Genomic DNA, 17,819 nt, shown 5'->3' with positions numbered 1-17,819 from the left:
GGACCGTAGCGCCGAGTAAGTTGTCCGGTGCTCGTCCGGATCGAGGGAGTGACGTGACGACAGTCGAAGCTTCGGTGGTGCCCGTTCAGGGACAGCTCGTCACGGTGCGTAATCGCCAGTGGGTCACGTCGGACGTCGTGCGCAGTGAGATCGCGAGCAGCGACCCGCACTTCTTCTCCACCCCGCCGACGCACCTCGTGACGCTGGTCAGCATCGAGGACGACGCCCGGGAGGAGACGCTCCAGGTCGTCTGGGAGCTGGAGATCGGCGCGGTGGTCCACGAGACGGCCGTGCTGCCCGGCCCCGAGCACGGCTTCGACGACCCGGCCGAGCTGGACGCCTTCCTCGACGCGGTGCGCTGGGGCGCCATCGCCTCGGCGGACACCACCGCGCTCCAGGCCCCGTTCCGCTCGGGCATCCAGATCGAGGACTACCAGCTCGACCCGGTGGTGCGGGCCCTGTCGATGCCGCGCACGAACTTGCTGATCGCGGACGACGTCGGCATGGGCAAGACCATCGAAGCGGGTCTGGTCATGCAGGAACTGGCGCTGCGCCACCGCGCCCGCACGATGCTGATCGTGTGCCCGGCCGGGTTGACCCTGCAGTGGCGTGACGAGATGCGGGACAAGTTCGGCCTGGACTTCCGCATCGTCGACTCCGACCTGCTCAAGCAGTTGCGCCGGGCACGCGGCCCGCACACCAACCCGTGGACGCACTACCCGAGGCTCATCGTCAGCATCGACTGGCTCAAGCGGACCCGCCCCATGCGCCTGCTCGACCAGGTCCTGCCGAGCACCCCGGAGTACCCGAGGAAGTTCGACCTGCTCGTCGTGGACGAGGTGCACACGTGCGCGCCGTCCGGTCGCGGCAGGTACGCGGTCGACTCGCTTCGGACCAAGGCCGTCCGCACCCTGGCCCCGCACTGCGAGCACCGCCTGTTCCTGTCGGCGACTCCGCACAACGGATACCTGGAGTCCTTCACCGCGCTGCTGGAGCTGCTGGACGACCAGCGTTTCGCGCGCAACGTCAGGCCGAGCGAGGCGCAGCTCAAGCGGGCGATGGTGCGCAGGCTCAAGAGCGAGTTGCCGAAGAAGTGGGACGGCTCGTCGTACTTCGGCACCCGTGAGCTGGACTACCTGGAGGTGGATCACTCCGCCGAGGAGCGCCACGCCCACGACCTGCTGCGCCAGTACAGCGAGAGCCGACGCGGCACCGGCTCCAAGACGGCCGCGGACTTCGTCACCACCCTGCTCAAGCGCCGGCTGTTCTCCTCGCCCAAGGCGTTCGCCGAGACGGTCGACGTGCACCTGACGACGATGGCGGAGCGCGAACGCGACACCGACGGCCGACCTCTCGCACACGCGTTGCCCGTGTTGATCGACCGGGTCACCGAGGCCGCGGACGAGGACGACGCCGACAGCAGCCGCTACCGGGAAGCCGAGGCGGACGCCCTGCGCGTGGCCCGCCGCGGCGCACCCCCGTTGTCGGCTCGGGAGAAGGCGCTGCTGGAGCAGCTGCGCGACTGGGCACGGGACGCGCAGAACCGCGCGGACCGCAAGGTCGCCGCGCTGCTGGCGCACCTCCGGCCGATCGTGGACCGGGACGACGAGCGGATCATCATTTTCACCGAGTACCGGGACACCCAGCGCTGGCTGCACGAGCGGCTGCTGAACGCGGGCTACCGGCCGGAGAAGATCGCCCTGCTCTACGGCGGCCAGGACGTCGACGAGCGGGAACGCATCAAGAACGTCTTCACCGAGGATCCGCGGCTGGACGAGATGCGCATCCTGCTGGCGACGGACGCGGCCAGCGAGGGCATCAACCTGCAACGCCACTGCCACCGCGTGCTGCACTGGGAGATCCCGTGGAACCCGAACCGGCTGGAGCAGCGCAACGGTCGCGTCGACCGGCACGGGCAGCCCGCGGAGGTGGTGAAGGTGCACCACTTCGTGCCGAAGGGCTGGGAGAAGGAGGACTTCGCCGAGGGATCGCTGGAGGACGAGTTGGCCTTCCTGGAGGTCGCCGTCCGCAAGGTGCACCAGATCCGCGAGGACCTCGGCAGCGCGGGTGAGGTGATCGCCGCGCAGATCGAGCAGAAGATGGTCGGTGAGCGCGGTGACTGGCAGACCGCGGACCGGGAGATCGTCCAACGCTCCGGCCGCGCACGCCTGAAGGTGGAGCGCGACCTCGCCCGTGACCTGGAACGGCTGACCGAGGAGCTGCGCTCCAGCCGTGCCAAGCTCAACCTGAACCCGGAGACGGTGCGCCGGGTGGTGAGCACCGCCCTGCGGCTGGCACACCGCCAGGACCTGCGGCCCGCGACACCGCCGCCGGGGTTCGGCGGCGAGGTGTTCCGGCTGCCCGAGTTGCCGGGCGCCTGGGCTTCGGCCCGCAACGAGGGCCTGCGCCACCCGGTCACCGGTGAGGAGCGGCCGGTCAGCTTCGACCAGGAGGCTGTCGGCGGACGCACCGACGTGGTGCTGCTGCACTTGGGGCACCGGCTGGTGCAGATGTGCATGAGGCTGCTGCGCGCCGAGCTGTGGGCGCAGACGAAGGCCGGTGCGGGCGGGAAGCTGCGCCGCATCACCACGCGGGTCGTCCGCGGTGACACGTTGCGCGTGCCCGCGGTGATCGCGCACGGCCGCGTCGTCGTCACGGGTGCGGACGGCAGTCGACTCCACGAGGAGATCGTGTCCGCGGGTGGTCTGATCGAGCAGGGCAAGTTCTCGCTCATCCGCAAGGTCGACGAGGTGGACGCCCTGCTGGCCGCCGCGTCGGAGGAGCCGGCCGACGCCATGCGCGACAAGTTCACCGAGCTGTGGCCGACGCTGTCCGACCCGCTGGCCAAGGCCCTGAACACCCGCGCCGACCAGCGGCTGCGCAGTATGCGGGCGATGCTGCGCGACCGGTGCGACGAGGAGGTCGAGGGCATCGGCAAGGTGCTGGAGGAACTGGCGAAGTCCATCGAGATCGCGCTGGACGACCAGGACGTGTGGCAGCCGAGCCTGTTCGAGATCGACGAGCGCGACCAGCTCAACGCCGACCGCGATGCGCTGCGGGCCCGGCTGGAGGCGATCCCCGAACAGCGGGAGCGGGAGGAGAAGGCGTTGCGCCGCCGCTACGCCGACCCCACGACCCGGTGGTTCCCGGTGGCCGTGACGCTGCTGGTGCCGTCCGCGATCGCACGAGGAGCAACCCGATGACCGCCGCGTCGGCCAAGTCGCCCGGGACGCGACGTCCCAAGGCGCCCAGCGCGGTGGAGCAGCACGCCGAGTGGATCGCGCTGCTGCGCCCGGACGGCCCGTTCATCGGCCTGCCCGTGCTCACCTCCGCGTTCCCGAACGGCGTCGAGGCGTTGCCCCAGCCGCTGCGGGAACGGGTGCGGCAGGCGTGGGCCGAGTTCGACGCCGACCCCGACCGACTGCGCGTGCTGTGGCAGGACTTCGTGTTCGGTGACCTGCTGCGCTACCCGCCGTCCGTGCTGCGCGACACCGCGTTGGCCGAGTTCGAGATCGAAGGCCCGGTCAAGCCCGACCAGGTGGCGATCGGCCCCGATCCGCAGGCACCCGGCGGCCGGGCGGCGAAGCTGCACGTCTACCGGCACGAGGTCGAGCCCGAGCTGGCCGCGCGGGTGTGTCGTGACACCGGCACGCCGCTGGCGCTGCTCACCGACGGCCGTTTCTGGACTCTGGTGCACGCCCGCCCCGGCGGCCCGACGAGCACGGCCGTGTTCGACGCCGACCTGTGGTCGGAGGAGCCGCTGCTGCTGCGCGCCTTCGCGTCCCTGTTGTCGGCCCAACGCGTGCTCGCGCCCTCGGACCGGCCGGACACGCTGGCCGCGTTGTTCGCCCGCACCGAGGACGAGCAGTCCCAGGTCACCGACACGTTGGGCAACCAGGTTCGGCAGGCGGTGGAACTGCTGGTCGGCGAGTTCGCCCGGCTCGACCGCGAGGCGGGCGGCGCGCTGCTGGCCGACGTGGAGGAGCGGGAGATCTACCGGGCCGCCCTGACCACGTTGATGCGCCTGGTGTTCCTGCTCTACGCCGAGCAGCGCGAGCTGCTGCCCGTCAAGGACCCGGTGTACGCGGGCGGGTATGCCGTCACCGAGCTGTACCAGCAGCTGACCGAGGATCGTGACCGGCTCGGCGAGGAGGTCATCGACCGGCGCGAAGCCGCCTGGTTCCGGCTGCTGGCGACGTTCAGCGCCATCCACGGCGGCTGCGAACACCCGGAGCTCCGGATTCCGGCGCACGGCGGCTCGCTGTTCGACCTGGCCGCGCACGCCTGGCTGACGACCATGCTGGTCACCGACCGGGTCGTGCACGAGATCCTGGACGCGTTGCTGGTGCTGAAGCACCGCGGCAAGGCCGCCGAGCGGTTGAGCTACACGGGGTTGGACGTCGAGCAGATCGGCCACGTGTACGAGGGTCTGTTGGAGTTCTCCTGCAAGAAGGTCGACGAGCCGTACCTCGGGTTGATCGGCAGGCTGGAGCCCGAGCTGTCGCTGGCGGACGTCGAGGCCGGTGCGGACCTGGCGAGAGCCTGCGACCTGAAGCCACACCAGGTGGAGAAGGCCCTCGCCGCCCAACCCACGGCGAGTGATGTGGCCGCCCTGCACGCCGCGTGCGACAACGACTCCGAGTTGACCGAGCGCGTCCGGCCGTTCTGGGGGTTGCTGCGCAAGGACCTGCGCGGCGAGCCCACCGTGTTCCCGGCCGGGTCGGTGCTGTTCACCAAGGTCGACGACCGGCGGGCGACCGGCACCCACTACACGCCGAAGGCGTTGGCCAGGGAAGTCGTGGAGCACACCCTCGCGCCGCTCTGCTACGTCCGCGAGGAGACCGGTGAGTCCCGGTTGCGTGCGCCTGACGAGTTGCTGCGGCTCAAGGTGTGCGACCCGACGATGGGATCGGGCGCGTTCCTCGTGGCGGCCTGCGACTACCTCGCCACGCGGCTGGTCGAGGCGTGGGAGCGCGACGGGTACCCCGAGGGTGTCGGTGGGACCGCGGAGGACGTGAAGCTCGCCGCCATGCGGCGGGTTGCCGCCAAGTGCGTCTACGGCGTGGACCGGGACGACATGGCGGTAGAACTCGCCAAGCTGTCGCTGTGGCTGGTGACGCTGGAGCGCAACAAGCCGTTCGGCTTCCTGGACCACGCCCTGCGGTGCGGCGACTCGCTGATCGGTGTGGTGAACGAACGCCAGCTCGAACGCTTCCACCTCGACCCGGACAGCGCTCCCGAACAGGGCTGGACTTTCGGGTTCCCCAGTGACTTGATCGGCCCCGCGCTCAACGAAGCCGCCGAGCTGCGCCAGGAGATCGAGGACAGCCCCGCGGATGATCTGAGGCAGATCGAGGAGAAGGCCGCCAAGCTGGTTCGCGCCGACTGGCTGACCCGCCGGTTGCGACAGGTCGCCGATGTGGTGGTCGGCGCGGCGTTGAGCACCGCGGGACAGAGTGACGAGCGCTACCGGGATCGCCTGGCCGGCCCGGCGAAGGAAGCCATCGACCTGTTGCGGGAGCCGGCCCACGACTCTCCCGCCGAGAGGGCACTGGTCGGTACGGTGAACGACTGGCTGAAGGGCAGCCGATCGCAGCCGATCCGGCCGTTCCACTGGGCGCTGGAGTTTCCCGAGGTGCTGCGGCGCGGCGGCTTCGACGCCATCGTGGGAAATCCGCCGTTCATGAAGGGATCGAGCATTTCGGCGAACGTGGGCCGTGATGTCCGGGACTTCATGGTCGAGCGCATTGCGAAGAACCGAAAAGGCAGTGCGGATCTTTCGGTCTACTTCCTGCTCCGCGATGTCGAACTGTCGCCTGCCGGTCGAACGGGTCTCATAACCACCAAGACCATCGCCGAGGGTGCTTCGAGGAGAGTGGGCCTCGGGGCGCTGCCCAAGGGGGTGGAGATCGTCCGGGCCGTCAAGAGTATGCCGTGGCCCAACGATGCGGCGGTGTCGGTGGCCCTTATTTGGCTCGCCGGCAAGCGCCTTGATCGGGAAGTGAGCTACCTTGACGGGCGGGAGGTCTCCGAGATCTCCAGTTACCTGGACGAGAAATCCGACGACCTGCCTGACGTCCAACGACTGTCGGCGAACGCGGGCTATGCTTTCCTCGGTGTCAAGCCGTACAGTCCGGGTTTCATTCTTTCGGCCGCTGAGGCGCGAGATCTGATCGAAAAAGACGAGCGCAATGCCGATGTGGTCGTGCCCTACATCAACGGCGACGATCTGAACTCGCGCTACGACCTGTCGGCGGGGCGGTGGATCATCGACTTCAAGGACATGTCGAGAGAGGCGGCGGAGACCTATCCCGCCGTCTTCGACATCGTCGCGGACCGGGTTGTCGCCGATCGGTCCCGCAAGAAAGACGGGGAGTACGTGGTTCCGAAGAAGCTTCGGGACAACTTCTGGCTGTACGAGACCCGTCGACCGGGATTGTTCGCGGCCATGCGAGGGCTCTCGCGGGTCATCGCGATGTCCCAGACCAGCAAGACTCAAATTCCTGTCATGATTCCAGTCGGCCAGATGCTGGATCAGAAGCTCGTCGTCTTCCCCTCGGACAGCTTCGCCGAGTTGGCACTGCGGTCGAGTGCTCTTCAGTACTGGTGGACCATGCGATTCGGAACCCCGATGCGTGTCGATGCGGTGTACACCCCTTCCGAGTGTTGTGAGAAGTTCCCGGTCCCGGTGGCGACGTCGGACATGCATCGGGCGGGGGAGAACCTGCACGACATCAGGCAGGCGGTCATGCTTGCCGAGAAAATCGGTCTCACCGATCTCTACAAGACCGTTCACGCGCGCGGTGTCGGTGGCGAAGTGGTCGACCGACTCCGTGATGCGCACCAAGAAGTCGACCGATCGGTGGTCGCCGCCTACGGTTGGTCCGATGTGGATCTCCGTCACGACTTCTACGAAACCAGGCAGGGCGAGCGCTACACCATTCACCCGGATACTCGGAGCGTTCTGCTGACGCGCTTGTTCCAGCTGAATCACGAATACCACGCCGAGGAAGTCGCGCAGGGGTTGCACTCCAAGGGGAAGGGCAAGCGGAAGGCGGCGGCTTCCGCCGACCCGCCCTCGATCGCGGGCGAGTTGTTCCCGCCCGAGGGGGCGTTGTTCTAGCCGAGTGACCCGGACTTGATCGCGTCTCCCGACCTTCGTCAGAACAACCCGCCGTCGGTCGGCGGTGCTGGCGCTGTCCCGCGCTTCGAGCCGCTACCCCGATGCGGCCCGAGCGCGACCTCCTCGGCGTAGCGCTGGTGGTTCAGCTCCAGCAACCGGTCCAGGACCTCGACCTGGGCAACCGGGTCGATCGTGAACCGACGTCCTTGTCGTGTGTCGTGGAACCCGTGTCCGAGGCCGAGATCGGACCACCCGTACGCCTCGGCGGTCGCATCGTCCACTTCGGTGTGGATCTCACGCAGCCGCCGCACCTCAGGGTCGTTGACCGATTCGTCGTGCACGAGGTTGTAGAGCTTCGTCAGGCCGAGTTGTCGGTCCAGCATGACGCCACGACGAAACCGGTGCAGTTCCTCGCCTGCCCGATCCATCCGCGCGGTCAGCTCTGGCTGCGGAAACGTCTCGAATCCGTCGGATGGTGTGTAGCGGGCGTCCGTCCGCATAGTCGATGCGCCTTTGATGGTCCACCACGCAAAGTGCAGGTTACTGGACAGGAGGCTTAGGTGCGCGTCTCGATCGGTCGCGAAGACACCCAACATGTGTGAGAACACCTGACCGGTTGGAACCCAGAGAGGCAATCCGGTTCTGCTGACCAACGCGATTGTGAGAACCCGCTTCAACTCGCCCACAGCCTTGTATAATTCCGGCCTGATGCGCTCGTACTGCCACCACCTTTCGCGAGCGGTCTTGCTGTACTTGTTTCGGATTCTTTCCGGCTTTACCTTGTGTTCGACAATGGCAAAGCATTCCGTGTACTCGGCCGCGCGCGCCTCATTCCAGTCATGGAAATTTATTGTCCACCGTGCCGCGGAGCAGTCAGGCCGGGAGTTCAGGTCTTCGCCGTTGAGGTAGGGGAACAGCACGTCGCGGTTGCGGTTACTCCGCGCGATCAACTCGGCCGCATGTGCCGGTTCGATCAAAAAGCCGGTGCCCAGGATGTTGGTGCCCTGGAACGACTGCCCTGCATTCGAGGCCAAGCGGTGAGGGTTGCCGGATGCGCGGGATGGTGGGTCGAGCGACGGCGTGATGTCCGAGACCTGCCGGCCATCGAGGTGGAAGACTTCTCCTTCCTCGGTGTGGCCGACCCACAGCAGCGACACCTCCAGCGATGCCGTGCCGGGCCACGGTTGGGACTTGATCGCGCGGTAGATGCGCCAGCCATGCCTGGTGGCTTGGTCGAGTCCGACTTCACGGGTGTCGCCTTGGGCGATGGTGTTGGTGGCGATGATCCCGACGCGACCACCGGCCGAGATCTCCAGGTTGCGCAGCAGGAAGTACGAGCACAGGTCCGCGCTTCCCCGCTTGCCCTTGGCTAATCGGGTGACCAGGTACTCGCGCACGTCATGGCCGATCGAGCCGGTCAGGCGTTGACCGCCCACGAACGGCGGGTTGCCGACGATGGCGTCGAAGCCACCGCGTCGCAGGACTTCCGGGAACTCCAGCGCCCAGTGGAATGGCCGCAGGGGACGGGACCGGCCACCGGTCAGCCATTCGGCGACGACCCGCCGCACCTTGCGTTCGACTGGGCCGTTCTCCTCTTCTTCCGCCAGCAGGCCGATGGCCTCCTCGGACACGGCGGCGAGCCGATCCCGGTAGCGCTGCTCACCCTGGCCGAACGTGCTCAGTGCCGCGCCCACCACCACATCGGCGATGAATCGTAATCGGCGGGTCAGCCGGTCGGCGCGGTTGAGCTTGTCCTGCTTCTCGTTGATCTGCCGGATGTCGTCGGCGGCGCGGTCCTCGATGCACCTGCGCAGGTCCGCCACTTCGGCGAGCACCGGGCTGATGAGCTCTTCGGCGATGCCGAAGGTCCACCGGCCGGAGTCGAGGCCCGCGCGGTCCGGGTCCAGGTGGAAGCTTTCGACCTGGCGTTCGCTAATCAGGCCGATCAGGGAGTCGCCACAGCGAAGCGCGTGGTCCACGAAGCTGAACGGCCTGCCCTTGGCAAGCGTCAGCAACCACAGGGACAGTTTCGCCAGATCCACGGCGAGTTCGTCGCGGTCGACGCCGTAGAGGCAGCGGGCCGCGATCATGCGCATCGCGGCGAGCCTGATGTCCTCCGCAGTGCCGCCGATACCGCTGGGGTAGCCGTCCCGCTCCCAGGCCTCCACCAGGCGGTCGGCCAGGTACTCGCACGCCGAAACCAGGAATCCGCCGGACCCCATCGTCGGGTCGCACACCTTGAGCGACAGCAGTTCCTCGGCCGTGCGGGGACGAGAGACGCCGGAGGCCTCGCGCACTCGGCATAGCGGTGCGAGCGTGTGCTCGACAATCTCTCGCGCGAGAGCACGAGGGGTGTAGTACGTCCCCGTGGCACGTCGGCCGCTGTCGTTGGTGAACACGACCGACTTCGCGGGGAACACGGTCGGCGCACCGCGCAGGTCCTTGCGCAGCAGGCCCCAGAACGGCCGGACGCGCTCCGCCAGCTCGGAATCGTTGTCGCACGCGGCGTGCAGAGCGGCCAAATCATTCGGTGTGGGTTGGGCGGCGAGCGCCTTCTCCACCTGCCTGGAGGTGAGCCCGCAAACCTCCTTGAAATCAACCCCGGCTTCGACCCGTGCCAACGGCAGTTCGGGTTCCCGCTTGCCGATCAAGCCCAGGTACGGCTCGTCGACCTTGCGGCAGGAGAAGTCCAGCAGACCCTCGTAGACGTGCCCGATCTGCTCCACGTCGAGAGCCTGGTAGCTGAGTCGTTCAGCCGCCTTGCCGCGGTGCTTGAGCACCAGCAACGACTCCAGGATCTCGTGCACCACCCGGTCCGTGACGGGCACGGCGGCCAGCCACGGTGACACCGCGGGATCGAACAGCGAGCCGCCGTGGGCCGCGATCCGCAGGTCGGGGTGTTCGCTGCCGCCGTGGATCGCCCGGAACGTGGCCTGCAGTCGCAGCCAGGCGGCGCTGCGTCGGTCGCCGACCTCCTCGCCGTGTCGGTCGCGGTCCTCGCTCAGCTGCCGGTGCAGCGTCGTGACCGCGTACCCGTCGCGGTAGACCGGGTCTTTGACGGGCAGCAGTTCGCGTTGCTCGGCGTAGAGGAGGAACACCAGGCGCATCAGTGTCCTCAGCGCGCCCCGGTAGATGCTCCGCTCGTCGACCTGGGCCAGCACCGTCCCACCGGCTTCGCGGTCCAGCCGGGAGAGCTCGCCGACCAGCAGCTCCACCGCCTGCCGGACCTGCTCGCCCAACGTTCCGGTGATCCGGGTCTGCTCGTCCTCGGTCCTGGCGAACAACGCGGTCAGCGTGTCCGGCCGGTCCGAGGGCGCCAGGACCCGCTGCGGCGACAGCAGGGAGGCGAACGCCCGCAGCATGATCGGCTCCTCCGACCACAGGTCCGCGTCGAACACGGCCGTGCTGGTGGGGCCGCCGGGACGGGCGTGGACGAGCGTCCAGAACCGACCGTCGGTCGACAGCGCCAACGGCGTCCGGGTGTCCCGGCACACGCGGGCGGCCAGCTCGGGGTCGACCTCACGGCGGTAGACGTGCAGACGCACCGCGTGACCGCCCGAGCCGGCTGCTCCGAGCACGACCTGGTCCGGTTTGAAGGGACCACGGATGTCCACATCGGACACTGCGGTTTCCCGAAGCGCGGCGGGTGGGTAGCGGAGCAGTTCGCCGAGCACGAAGTCCTGCCAGCGCGTCCGGAGTCGGTCGGGATCGGCGTCGAATTCCCCCCACGCCTGGCGTGTCCTTTCCCGCAAAATGCGGGACAGGTTCTCCACTCCGCCCGGAAAAACCTCTGTGAGTACCGGGAGTCCGATGAACGGACCGGTTGGGCGTAGCAGTGTCAGCCATTCGCCGTGCTGTTCGGCAACGGTCAGTGGCGGTTTGGCCGCCGTTTTCGTATTCAGCGCCGTGCTATTGATCTGCCCTGTTTTGGTCGCCACAGGGTCCTAGCGGAGGGGTGCGGAATTCATTACGGTCGGTGTGGCCGGCTACCGTACGGCCATGAGCGAGAAGCCCGTCCTGGCCGTGCCCGAGGCGCGGGCCATCCGCGACGAGTTGCAGCGGTTGGTGCTCGCCGACCTGCTCGGGCCGCTGGAGGGCGAGCACGAGGAGTTCACCCGCGAGGACCCGCTGGACCGCTATCCGCTGGGCAGGCTCGCACCGCGCGGTGAGGTGATCGAGCCCGAGACCCAGGACGAGTTGGCCGAGAGCCCGGCCATCGATCCCGAGGAGGGCGGCCAGGAGCCGAGCGCGCCCAACATGGCCAGCCTCGCGCTGTCGTCGATCGGGTTCACCGCGACCGTCGCCGGTGACGTCGAAACGCTGGAGGTGAACGCCGAGTGGGCGCGCTACGAACGCGTCGTGGCGGAGACCGGGGAAGGCTTGCCGGACCGCGTCTGGCGGCGTGTTCCGATGAGCGGTGTCGTCACGGTCGCGCTGAACGAAGCGGCGCTCCAGGAAGGGCTGTTGCCGCCCGTGCCGGCGCACGCGGAAGCGCCGAACGTCGTCGTACGCGGGCGGGTTCGTCGCCACGACGACGACTGGCTGGTGTCGCTGTTCCTGGAGAACCGGCAGCCACGCGGGTCCGGTCGGGCATCGGCGGACTGGTTGTTCCAGGTGGAGTTGTCGGCCGCAGCGCCGGACGGGGCCGAGGTGTTCCTCCCCAGGCCGGACCGGCCCTCCGGTGGGCACAAGGCCGACCAGGCCGAGCAACGGGGCCTCGCCATGGCCTACCGCTTCACCCCCGAGTTCGCGGTCGGTCATGGTGTGGCCGTGCACGCGGACCGGCACACCGACCGGTCGTTGCGGGCAATTCGGCTGACCACGCGCACCGTGCCGGACATCGAGATGCCCGCGACGGACGTTCCGGACCCCGAACGGGACGCCGACCTGACCGCGTTGCGTGATGTCGTGCTCGACATGACCCGGCTCGCGGATCTCGCGGAAGGGCCGTCGGAAGAGCTGTCGGCAGTGCTGCGCCCGCTGGTGACCGGCTACCGGGACTGGATCGACCGGCGTGCCGGGGAAGTGGACGCATCCGACGCGCACCTCGACGGCCACCGTGACGAGGCGCTGAACGCGCTGATCGCCGCACGACGTGCGGCCGACCGCATCGAGGCCGGGGTGGAGCTGCTGGAGACCGATGCCCACGCGCGCAAGGCGTTCGGTTTCGCCAACCGCGCGATGGCCCGGCAGCGCCTGCACACCATCGCCGCCGACGAGCGGCGCGCGCACCCGTCGAAGCTGCTCGACGACGTGGTCACGGAGGTCGACGTGCCGCGCAACCGCAGTTGGCGACCGTTCCAGCTCGCGTTCATCCTGCTCAACCTGCCCGCGTTGGCCGACCCGCGGCACGTCGAGCGGTCCGAGGGCGCCGACGACGGTCTGGTCGACCTGCTGTGGTTCCCGACCGGTGGCGGCAAGACCGAGGCGTACCTGGGGCTCACCGCTTTCACGCTGGCGATCCGCAGGCTCCAACCCGCGTACGGCGGGCTGCGCGCGGACGAGGGTGTGGCCGTTCTGATGCGGTACACGCTGCGGCTGCTGACCATCCAGCAGTTCGAGAGGGCGACCACGCTCATCTGCGCCACCGAGGTGCTGCGGCGTGACGATGAGGCGACCTGGGGTTCCGCGCCGTTCCGCATCGGGCTGTGGGTAGGCGGCCGGGTCACGCCCAACCGCACCGACCACGCCGCCGACTGGGTCAAGGAGGTCCGCCGCTCCAGCGGCAGGCCGACCCTCGGGCAGGGCTCGCCGCACCAGCTCACCAGCTGTCCCTGGTGCGGCGCCGCGATCGAGAAGGGGCGCGACATCGAGGTCGACCCGACCCGCCGGCGGACGCTGATCCAGTGCTCCGACGTGTTCTGCCCGTTCGGCTCCATCGCGGGGCCGACGGAGGTGTCGAACCGGGGACTGCCGGTGCTCGTGGTGGACGAGGAGATCTACCGCCATCCGCCCGCCCTGCTGATCGCCACCGTGGACAAGTTCGCGCAGCTGCCCTGGAAGGGGGAGACGGCGGCGCTGTTCGGGCGCGTCAGCAAGCGCTGCGAGCAGCACGGGTACCTGACCGAAGACCTGGAACAGGCCGACTGGGAGCGGGCCAGGCACCCCGGCCGCGTGGTCGGCACGAGCGCCATCCGGCCACCCGACCTGATCATCCAGGACGAGCTGCACCTCATCTCCGGCCCGCTCGGATCGTTGGTCGGGCTGTACGAGACCGCCGTCGACCGGTTGGCGACGTGGAAGCTCGAAGGCGGCCGGTCCGTGCGGCCCAAGGTGATCGCGTCCACGGCGACGGTCCGCCGCGCGACCCGGCAGATCCACGACCTGTTCCACCGCCGGACCGAGGTCTTCCCGCCACCCGGCCTCACCATCGACGACAGCTACTTCGCCCGGCAGCGGCCGATCGACGAGCGGCCCGGCCGTCGCTACGTCGGCATCTGCGCCCACGGTTCCCGCATCAAGTCCACCCTGATCCGGGTCTACGTCTCCGTGCTCGGCGCGGCGCAGCGGCTGCACGAGCAATACGGGCGCAACGAGGTGACGGACCCGTACATGACCCTGGTCGGCTACTTCAACAGCCTCCGCGACCTGGGCGGTATGCGCAGGCTCGTCGAGGACGACGTCAGCGCCCGCCTGGCCAGGGCGGACGCGCGCGGGCTGGCCAGGCGGTACGACCCGAAGCAGAAGGAGCTGACCTCACGGCTGAGCTCCGACGCCATCCGCCCGCTGCTCGACGAACTCCAGATCCCCTTCACCGGGACCAGGCCCAAGGGGACGGCCGCGCCGATCGACGTGCTGCTGGCCACCAACATGATCGCGGTCGGTGTGGACGTGTCCCGGCTGGGTGTCATGGTCGTGACCAACCAGCCCAAGTCCACCGCCGAGTACATCCAGGCGACCAGTCGCGTCGGTCGCCAGGCACCGGGGCTGGTGTTCACCGTCTACAACTGGGCCCGGCCCCGCGACCTGTCGCACTACGAGACGTTCGAGCACTTCCACCAGACCTTCTACCGGCGCGTGGAGGCCCTGTCGGTCACGCCGTTCGCCGACCGCGCCATCGACCGCGGCCTGACCGGTGTCATGGTGGCGCTGGTGCGGGAACTGGAGCAGGCGTACAACGGCAACCTCCGTGCGCAGGACTTCGACCGGCACTCGGAACTGGCCGATCACGTGGTGCGGTTCCTCGGCAGGCGAGCGGGCGGGAGGCCACGCCACATCACCCAGCGCATCACCGACCAGCTCGACCTGCGCCTGGACATGTGGGCCAGGGAACGGGCCGTTCCGGGCCGCCGGCTCGCCTACGACCAACCTCGGGTCAGCGAGGACATCGCCGGGTTGCTGCGCCGGCCGGGCGTGGCGGGGCGAAGCCCGCTGGTCGCGCCCACCTCCCTGCGTGACGTCGAGCCTGGCGTGCAGTTGCAGCTGCTCCCGGGGATCGACCCGTGGGACACCGAACCGGCGTTCCGCGCGCCGACCGACGAAGCCGACCCGACCGGGAGTGCACTGTGACCGCGCCCGACCGTCCCCGCACCAGCAGAGTCGGCGCGCTGCGGCCCAACCAACTGCTGCACACCTACGGCGTCGGCGCGGTCGCGGACCTGCCCAACCTCTCGGTCGTGACGATGGGGCTGGACCGCTGGGAACTCCGCCACGCGACCGAGATCACCGAGGAACGGCTGCTCGCGGCCGTCCGCACCCGGTTGGGCACGCAGGTCGAGGCGCTCCGGCAGCCACCGCACCTGCCGGAGACCAGTGACGTGTTCGGCGAGTGGGCCAAGGTCGGTGTGCCGGTCGGCCTGTTCCCCACCTGGCTGCGTTGCTCGGACACCCGGTGCAACCAGCTGGGCCGTGCCGACGCCGGGTACTTCGAGCTGATCCACGACATGTTCAACCCCGACCGGGTGCGGTACGTGCACAACTGCCGGGGTGGTCGCACGACCCGACCGGTCGCCGTGCCCGCGCGATTCGTGCTCGCCTGTGACAACGGGCACCTGGACGACTTCCCGTGGCAGTACTTCGTCCACAAAGGATCGGTCCCGGAATCGGGTCACTCCCTGAAGCTCGCCGAACGCGGCACCACCGGTGAAGCGGCCAACATCGTCGTCAGCTGCGGCGAATGCGGCAACCAGCAGAGCATGGCGCAGGCGCTGGGTGCGGCGGCCGCGGAGAACCTGCCGCTGTGCCGCGGGCGCCACCCGCACCTGGGCACCTACGAGGACTGCGACAAGCAGCCGCGCACCCTGGTGCTCGGCGCCACCAACAGCTGGTTCGCCATGCAGCTGCGCGCGTTCAGCCTTCCTCGCGCCGACGAAGCGGTGGACCAGCTGGTAGCCGAGTTCTGGGGCCAACTGGGTCTGTTGGCGGCGCTGCCCGAGGGCATCGCCAAGAACCTGATGCGCACCCAGCGCTGTTGGCCGGAACTCGAACCCTACGGCGAGGACAAGGTGTGGGAGGCGATTCGACGACATGCCGAATCGCCGCCCGATCGGCAGCCGGTCGACGACCACGACTTGCTCACTCCCGAGTGGCAGACCTTCAGCGAGGGCGATCCGTACGAATTGCCCGACTTCACCACTCGCCGCGAGAACCGGCCCAGGGGCACCGACAGCTGGCTGGAGAAGGTCGTGCTGGTGACCCGCCTGCGCGAGGTCGCCGCGCTCTACGGCTTCACCCGCATCGACGCCCCCGAGTGGGGTGAACCGGGGGCCGCCGACGTGCGCCGTGCGCCGCTGTCGATCGATCCGCCGACGTGGGTGCCGTGTGCCGAGATGCGCGGCGAGGGCATCTTCATCCAGTTCTCCGAGCAGCGCCTCTCGCACTGGGAGCGGAACGACGCGGTGCGCGAACGCGGACGCCGGGTGCTCGAACCGGCCCACCACCAGTGGCGGGAACGTCGTCGGCTCGACCGTGACGCCTGGCCCGGCGCGCGGTACGTGCTCTTGCACACCTTCGCCCACGCGTTGATCCGGGAACTCGCGCTGGAATCCGGCTACAGCGCGTCCGGGATCGGGGAACGGATCTACGCCGCCACGGGTGACCGGCCGATGGCGGGCGTTCTGCTCTACACCGCCGCACCCGACAGCGAAGGCACCCTGGGCGGGCTGGTCAGCCTCGGTGAACAGCAGAACCTCGGAGCCCTGATCGAACGCGCGCTCGCCGCGGCGCGGTTGTGCAGCAGTGATCCGCTGTGCGCCGAGCACGACCCGCGCGAGCACGCCCGGCTCTACGGTGCGGCCTGCCACGCGTGCCTCTTCGCGTCGGAGACCTCGTGCGAACGTGGCAACCAGTACCTGGACCGGGCGCTGCTGGTGGACACGCTGACCTCGACCGGCTCGGGGTTCTTCGGCTGATGGACCGGGAATTCGCGGCGGAACTGGCGGGCCTGGCCCGCAGGCTGTCCGACGACCAGGTCGCGAACTGGTGCACCGTGTTGGAGCACGCGCCCGGTCCGCTGGTCGCCGTCGAGGAACGGCTGATCAGCAGGGAACCCGGCACGGAGGCGTCCGGGGCGGCACGACAGCTGATCGCGTCGTGGAGCAGGCACGCACCGCTGCTGTCCGGCGAGGCGGTCGCACTGGCGCTGTCCGCCGCCGCGACCGTGCACGACAAAGCCGACCACGACCGCGCCCGGCTGGTGGCCAGCGGGCCGGTGACCAGCGCTGTGCCGGTCAGGCTCACGAGTTCGGTCGTGGTCGACCTGGTGCGGCGGGCGACAGGCCGGCTGCTGGTGGTCAGCTTCGCGGCCTACGGTGTGGCCGAGGTGGTTCGGCAACTGCTGGCGGCCGCTCACCGCGGTGTGCGGCTCGACCTGGTCGTCGAGACGTCCACCGACGTCGGCGGCACTCTGCGCGGGCCGGGCGCCGCCGAGGCGTTCACCGCGTTACGCGACGTGGCGTCGTTCTGGCACTGGCCGGCCGAGTACCGGGGTGGATCGTCGTCGTTGCACGCGAAGGTCGTGGTGGCTGACGCCGCGAGCGCGCTGCTCGGCAGTGCGAACCTCACCAACCGCGGACTGGCCGACAACATCGAGGTCGGTGTGCTGTTACGAGATCCGGACCTCGCGGGCAAGCTCGACGAGCACTTCCGTGCGTTGATGCGCCCGGAAGCCCGCTGTCTCACCCGCCTGGCTGGGTGACGAGGCCGTTTCCACCCTGGCCGCCCTCGACCGGCTCGCTCACGATTTCCTCTGCCGTGCCTGGTGGTTGGCGTACTTGCGGGCCGCGAACTCGTGCGCCTCGGCGATCATCGGGCGGACGGTGTCGAGGGTTTCCTCGCTCGGCGTCACCACGCAGACCCAGTACTGCGACGCGTAGAACGGGTGCGGCATCAGGCGGTCCCGCACCGAGTAGTCGAATCCGGTGTCCAGCACGCCGTCTTCGTCGCGCCGGGTGGGCGGGGTGCCGAACAACGCGGTGTAGGTCGCCTTGGTCACGCCGATGTTCAGCCGGTAGGCGCCCGGTCGGCCCAGGTCGGAGACGCGGTCGTAGTTGTCGTCGGTCACGATCGTCGCGAACGGCATCTGGCGTTCCGGTGGGAGATCGCCGTCGGGGTCGTAGATGAAGAACGTGTCCTCGGAGGCCTCCATGACCCGGATTCCGTCGTAAGTCGAAACAATGTGGTTCTTCAATTCATCTGCGTTCACCCTTCAAGCGTATCTTTGAACTCCTTTGTGAGACTTTTTGGCAAAAAGCCAGAA

General features: G+C 68.8%; 7 protein-coding genes. 5 read left to right on the top strand and 2 right to left on the bottom strand.

Annotated elements, in window-relative coordinates; all coding sequences use genetic code 11:
• The first annotated feature begins 53 nt into the window (after positions 1–53).
• Together drmD and FM051_RS03960 are read left to right on the top strand one after the other, a co-directional pair.
• Positions 54–3,203 (top strand): DISARM system SNF2-like helicase DrmD, encoded by a 3,150-nt coding sequence (drmD, locus tag FM051_RS03965; protein WP_202918664.1) that lies wholly within the window; start codon positions 54–56, stop codon positions 3,201–3,203.
• The gene (locus FM051_RS03960) at positions 3,200–7,123 is read left to right on the top strand and encodes an Eco57I restriction-modification methylase domain-containing protein (protein ID WP_158840688.1); all 3,924 of its coding nucleotides are present in this window, start codon (positions 3,200–3,202) and stop codon (positions 7,121–7,123) included. Before drmD ends, FM051_RS03960 begins: the two co-directional genes overlap by 4 nt.
• A gap of 38 nt (positions 7,124–7,161) precedes the next feature.
• Here the strand turns inward: FM051_RS03960 and FM051_RS03955 are convergent, their stop codons facing one another.
• A complete protein-coding gene (locus FM051_RS03955; RefSeq protein ID WP_158840686.1) occupies positions 7,162–10,896 on the bottom strand; it encodes an Eco57I restriction-modification methylase domain-containing protein in 3,735 nt (1,244 codons plus the stop codon).
• Between the two features lie 226 nt (positions 10,897–11,122).
• Between FM051_RS03955 and drmA the strand changes: the two genes are divergently transcribed.
• Genes drmA through drmC form a run of 3 tightly spaced genes read left to right on the top strand, consistent with a single transcriptional unit; the run spans position 11,123 to position 17,258 of the window.
• Entirely contained in the window at positions 11,123–14,632 is a 3,510-nt protein-coding gene (gene drmA / locus FM051_RS03950) for a DISARM system helicase DrmA (protein ID WP_158840684.1), read from the top strand.
• On the top strand, positions 14,629–16,473 hold the full coding sequence (gene drmB / locus FM051_RS03945) for a DUF1998 domain-containing protein (protein WP_202918663.1): 1,845 nt from the start codon (positions 14,629–14,631) through the stop codon (positions 16,471–16,473). The genes drmA and drmB overlap by 4 nt, the downstream gene beginning before the upstream one ends.
• A complete protein-coding gene (gene drmC, locus FM051_RS03940) occupies positions 16,473–17,258 on the top strand; it encodes a DISARM system phospholipase D-like protein DrmC (RefSeq protein WP_158840682.1) in 786 nt (261 codons plus the stop codon). The genes drmB and drmC overlap by 1 nt, the downstream gene beginning before the upstream one ends.
• Positions 17,259–17,297: 39 nt before the next feature.
• Here drmC and FM051_RS03935 read toward each other — a convergent pair whose 3' ends face one another.
• Positions 17,298–17,765, bottom strand: a complete 468-nt coding sequence (locus tag FM051_RS03935; RefSeq protein WP_158840680.1) for a DUF6194 family protein — start codon at positions 17,763–17,765, stop codon at positions 17,298–17,300.
• Positions 17,766–17,819 lie beyond the last annotated feature (54 nt).

This window comes from Saccharothrix deserti, assembly GCF_009769385.1.
Lineage (GTDB): Bacteria > Actinomycetota > Actinomycetes > Mycobacteriales > Pseudonocardiaceae > Actinosynnema > Actinosynnema deserti.
Note: the sequence above shows the minus strand (reverse complement) of the source record. Positions and strands in the feature narration are given on the sequence as shown.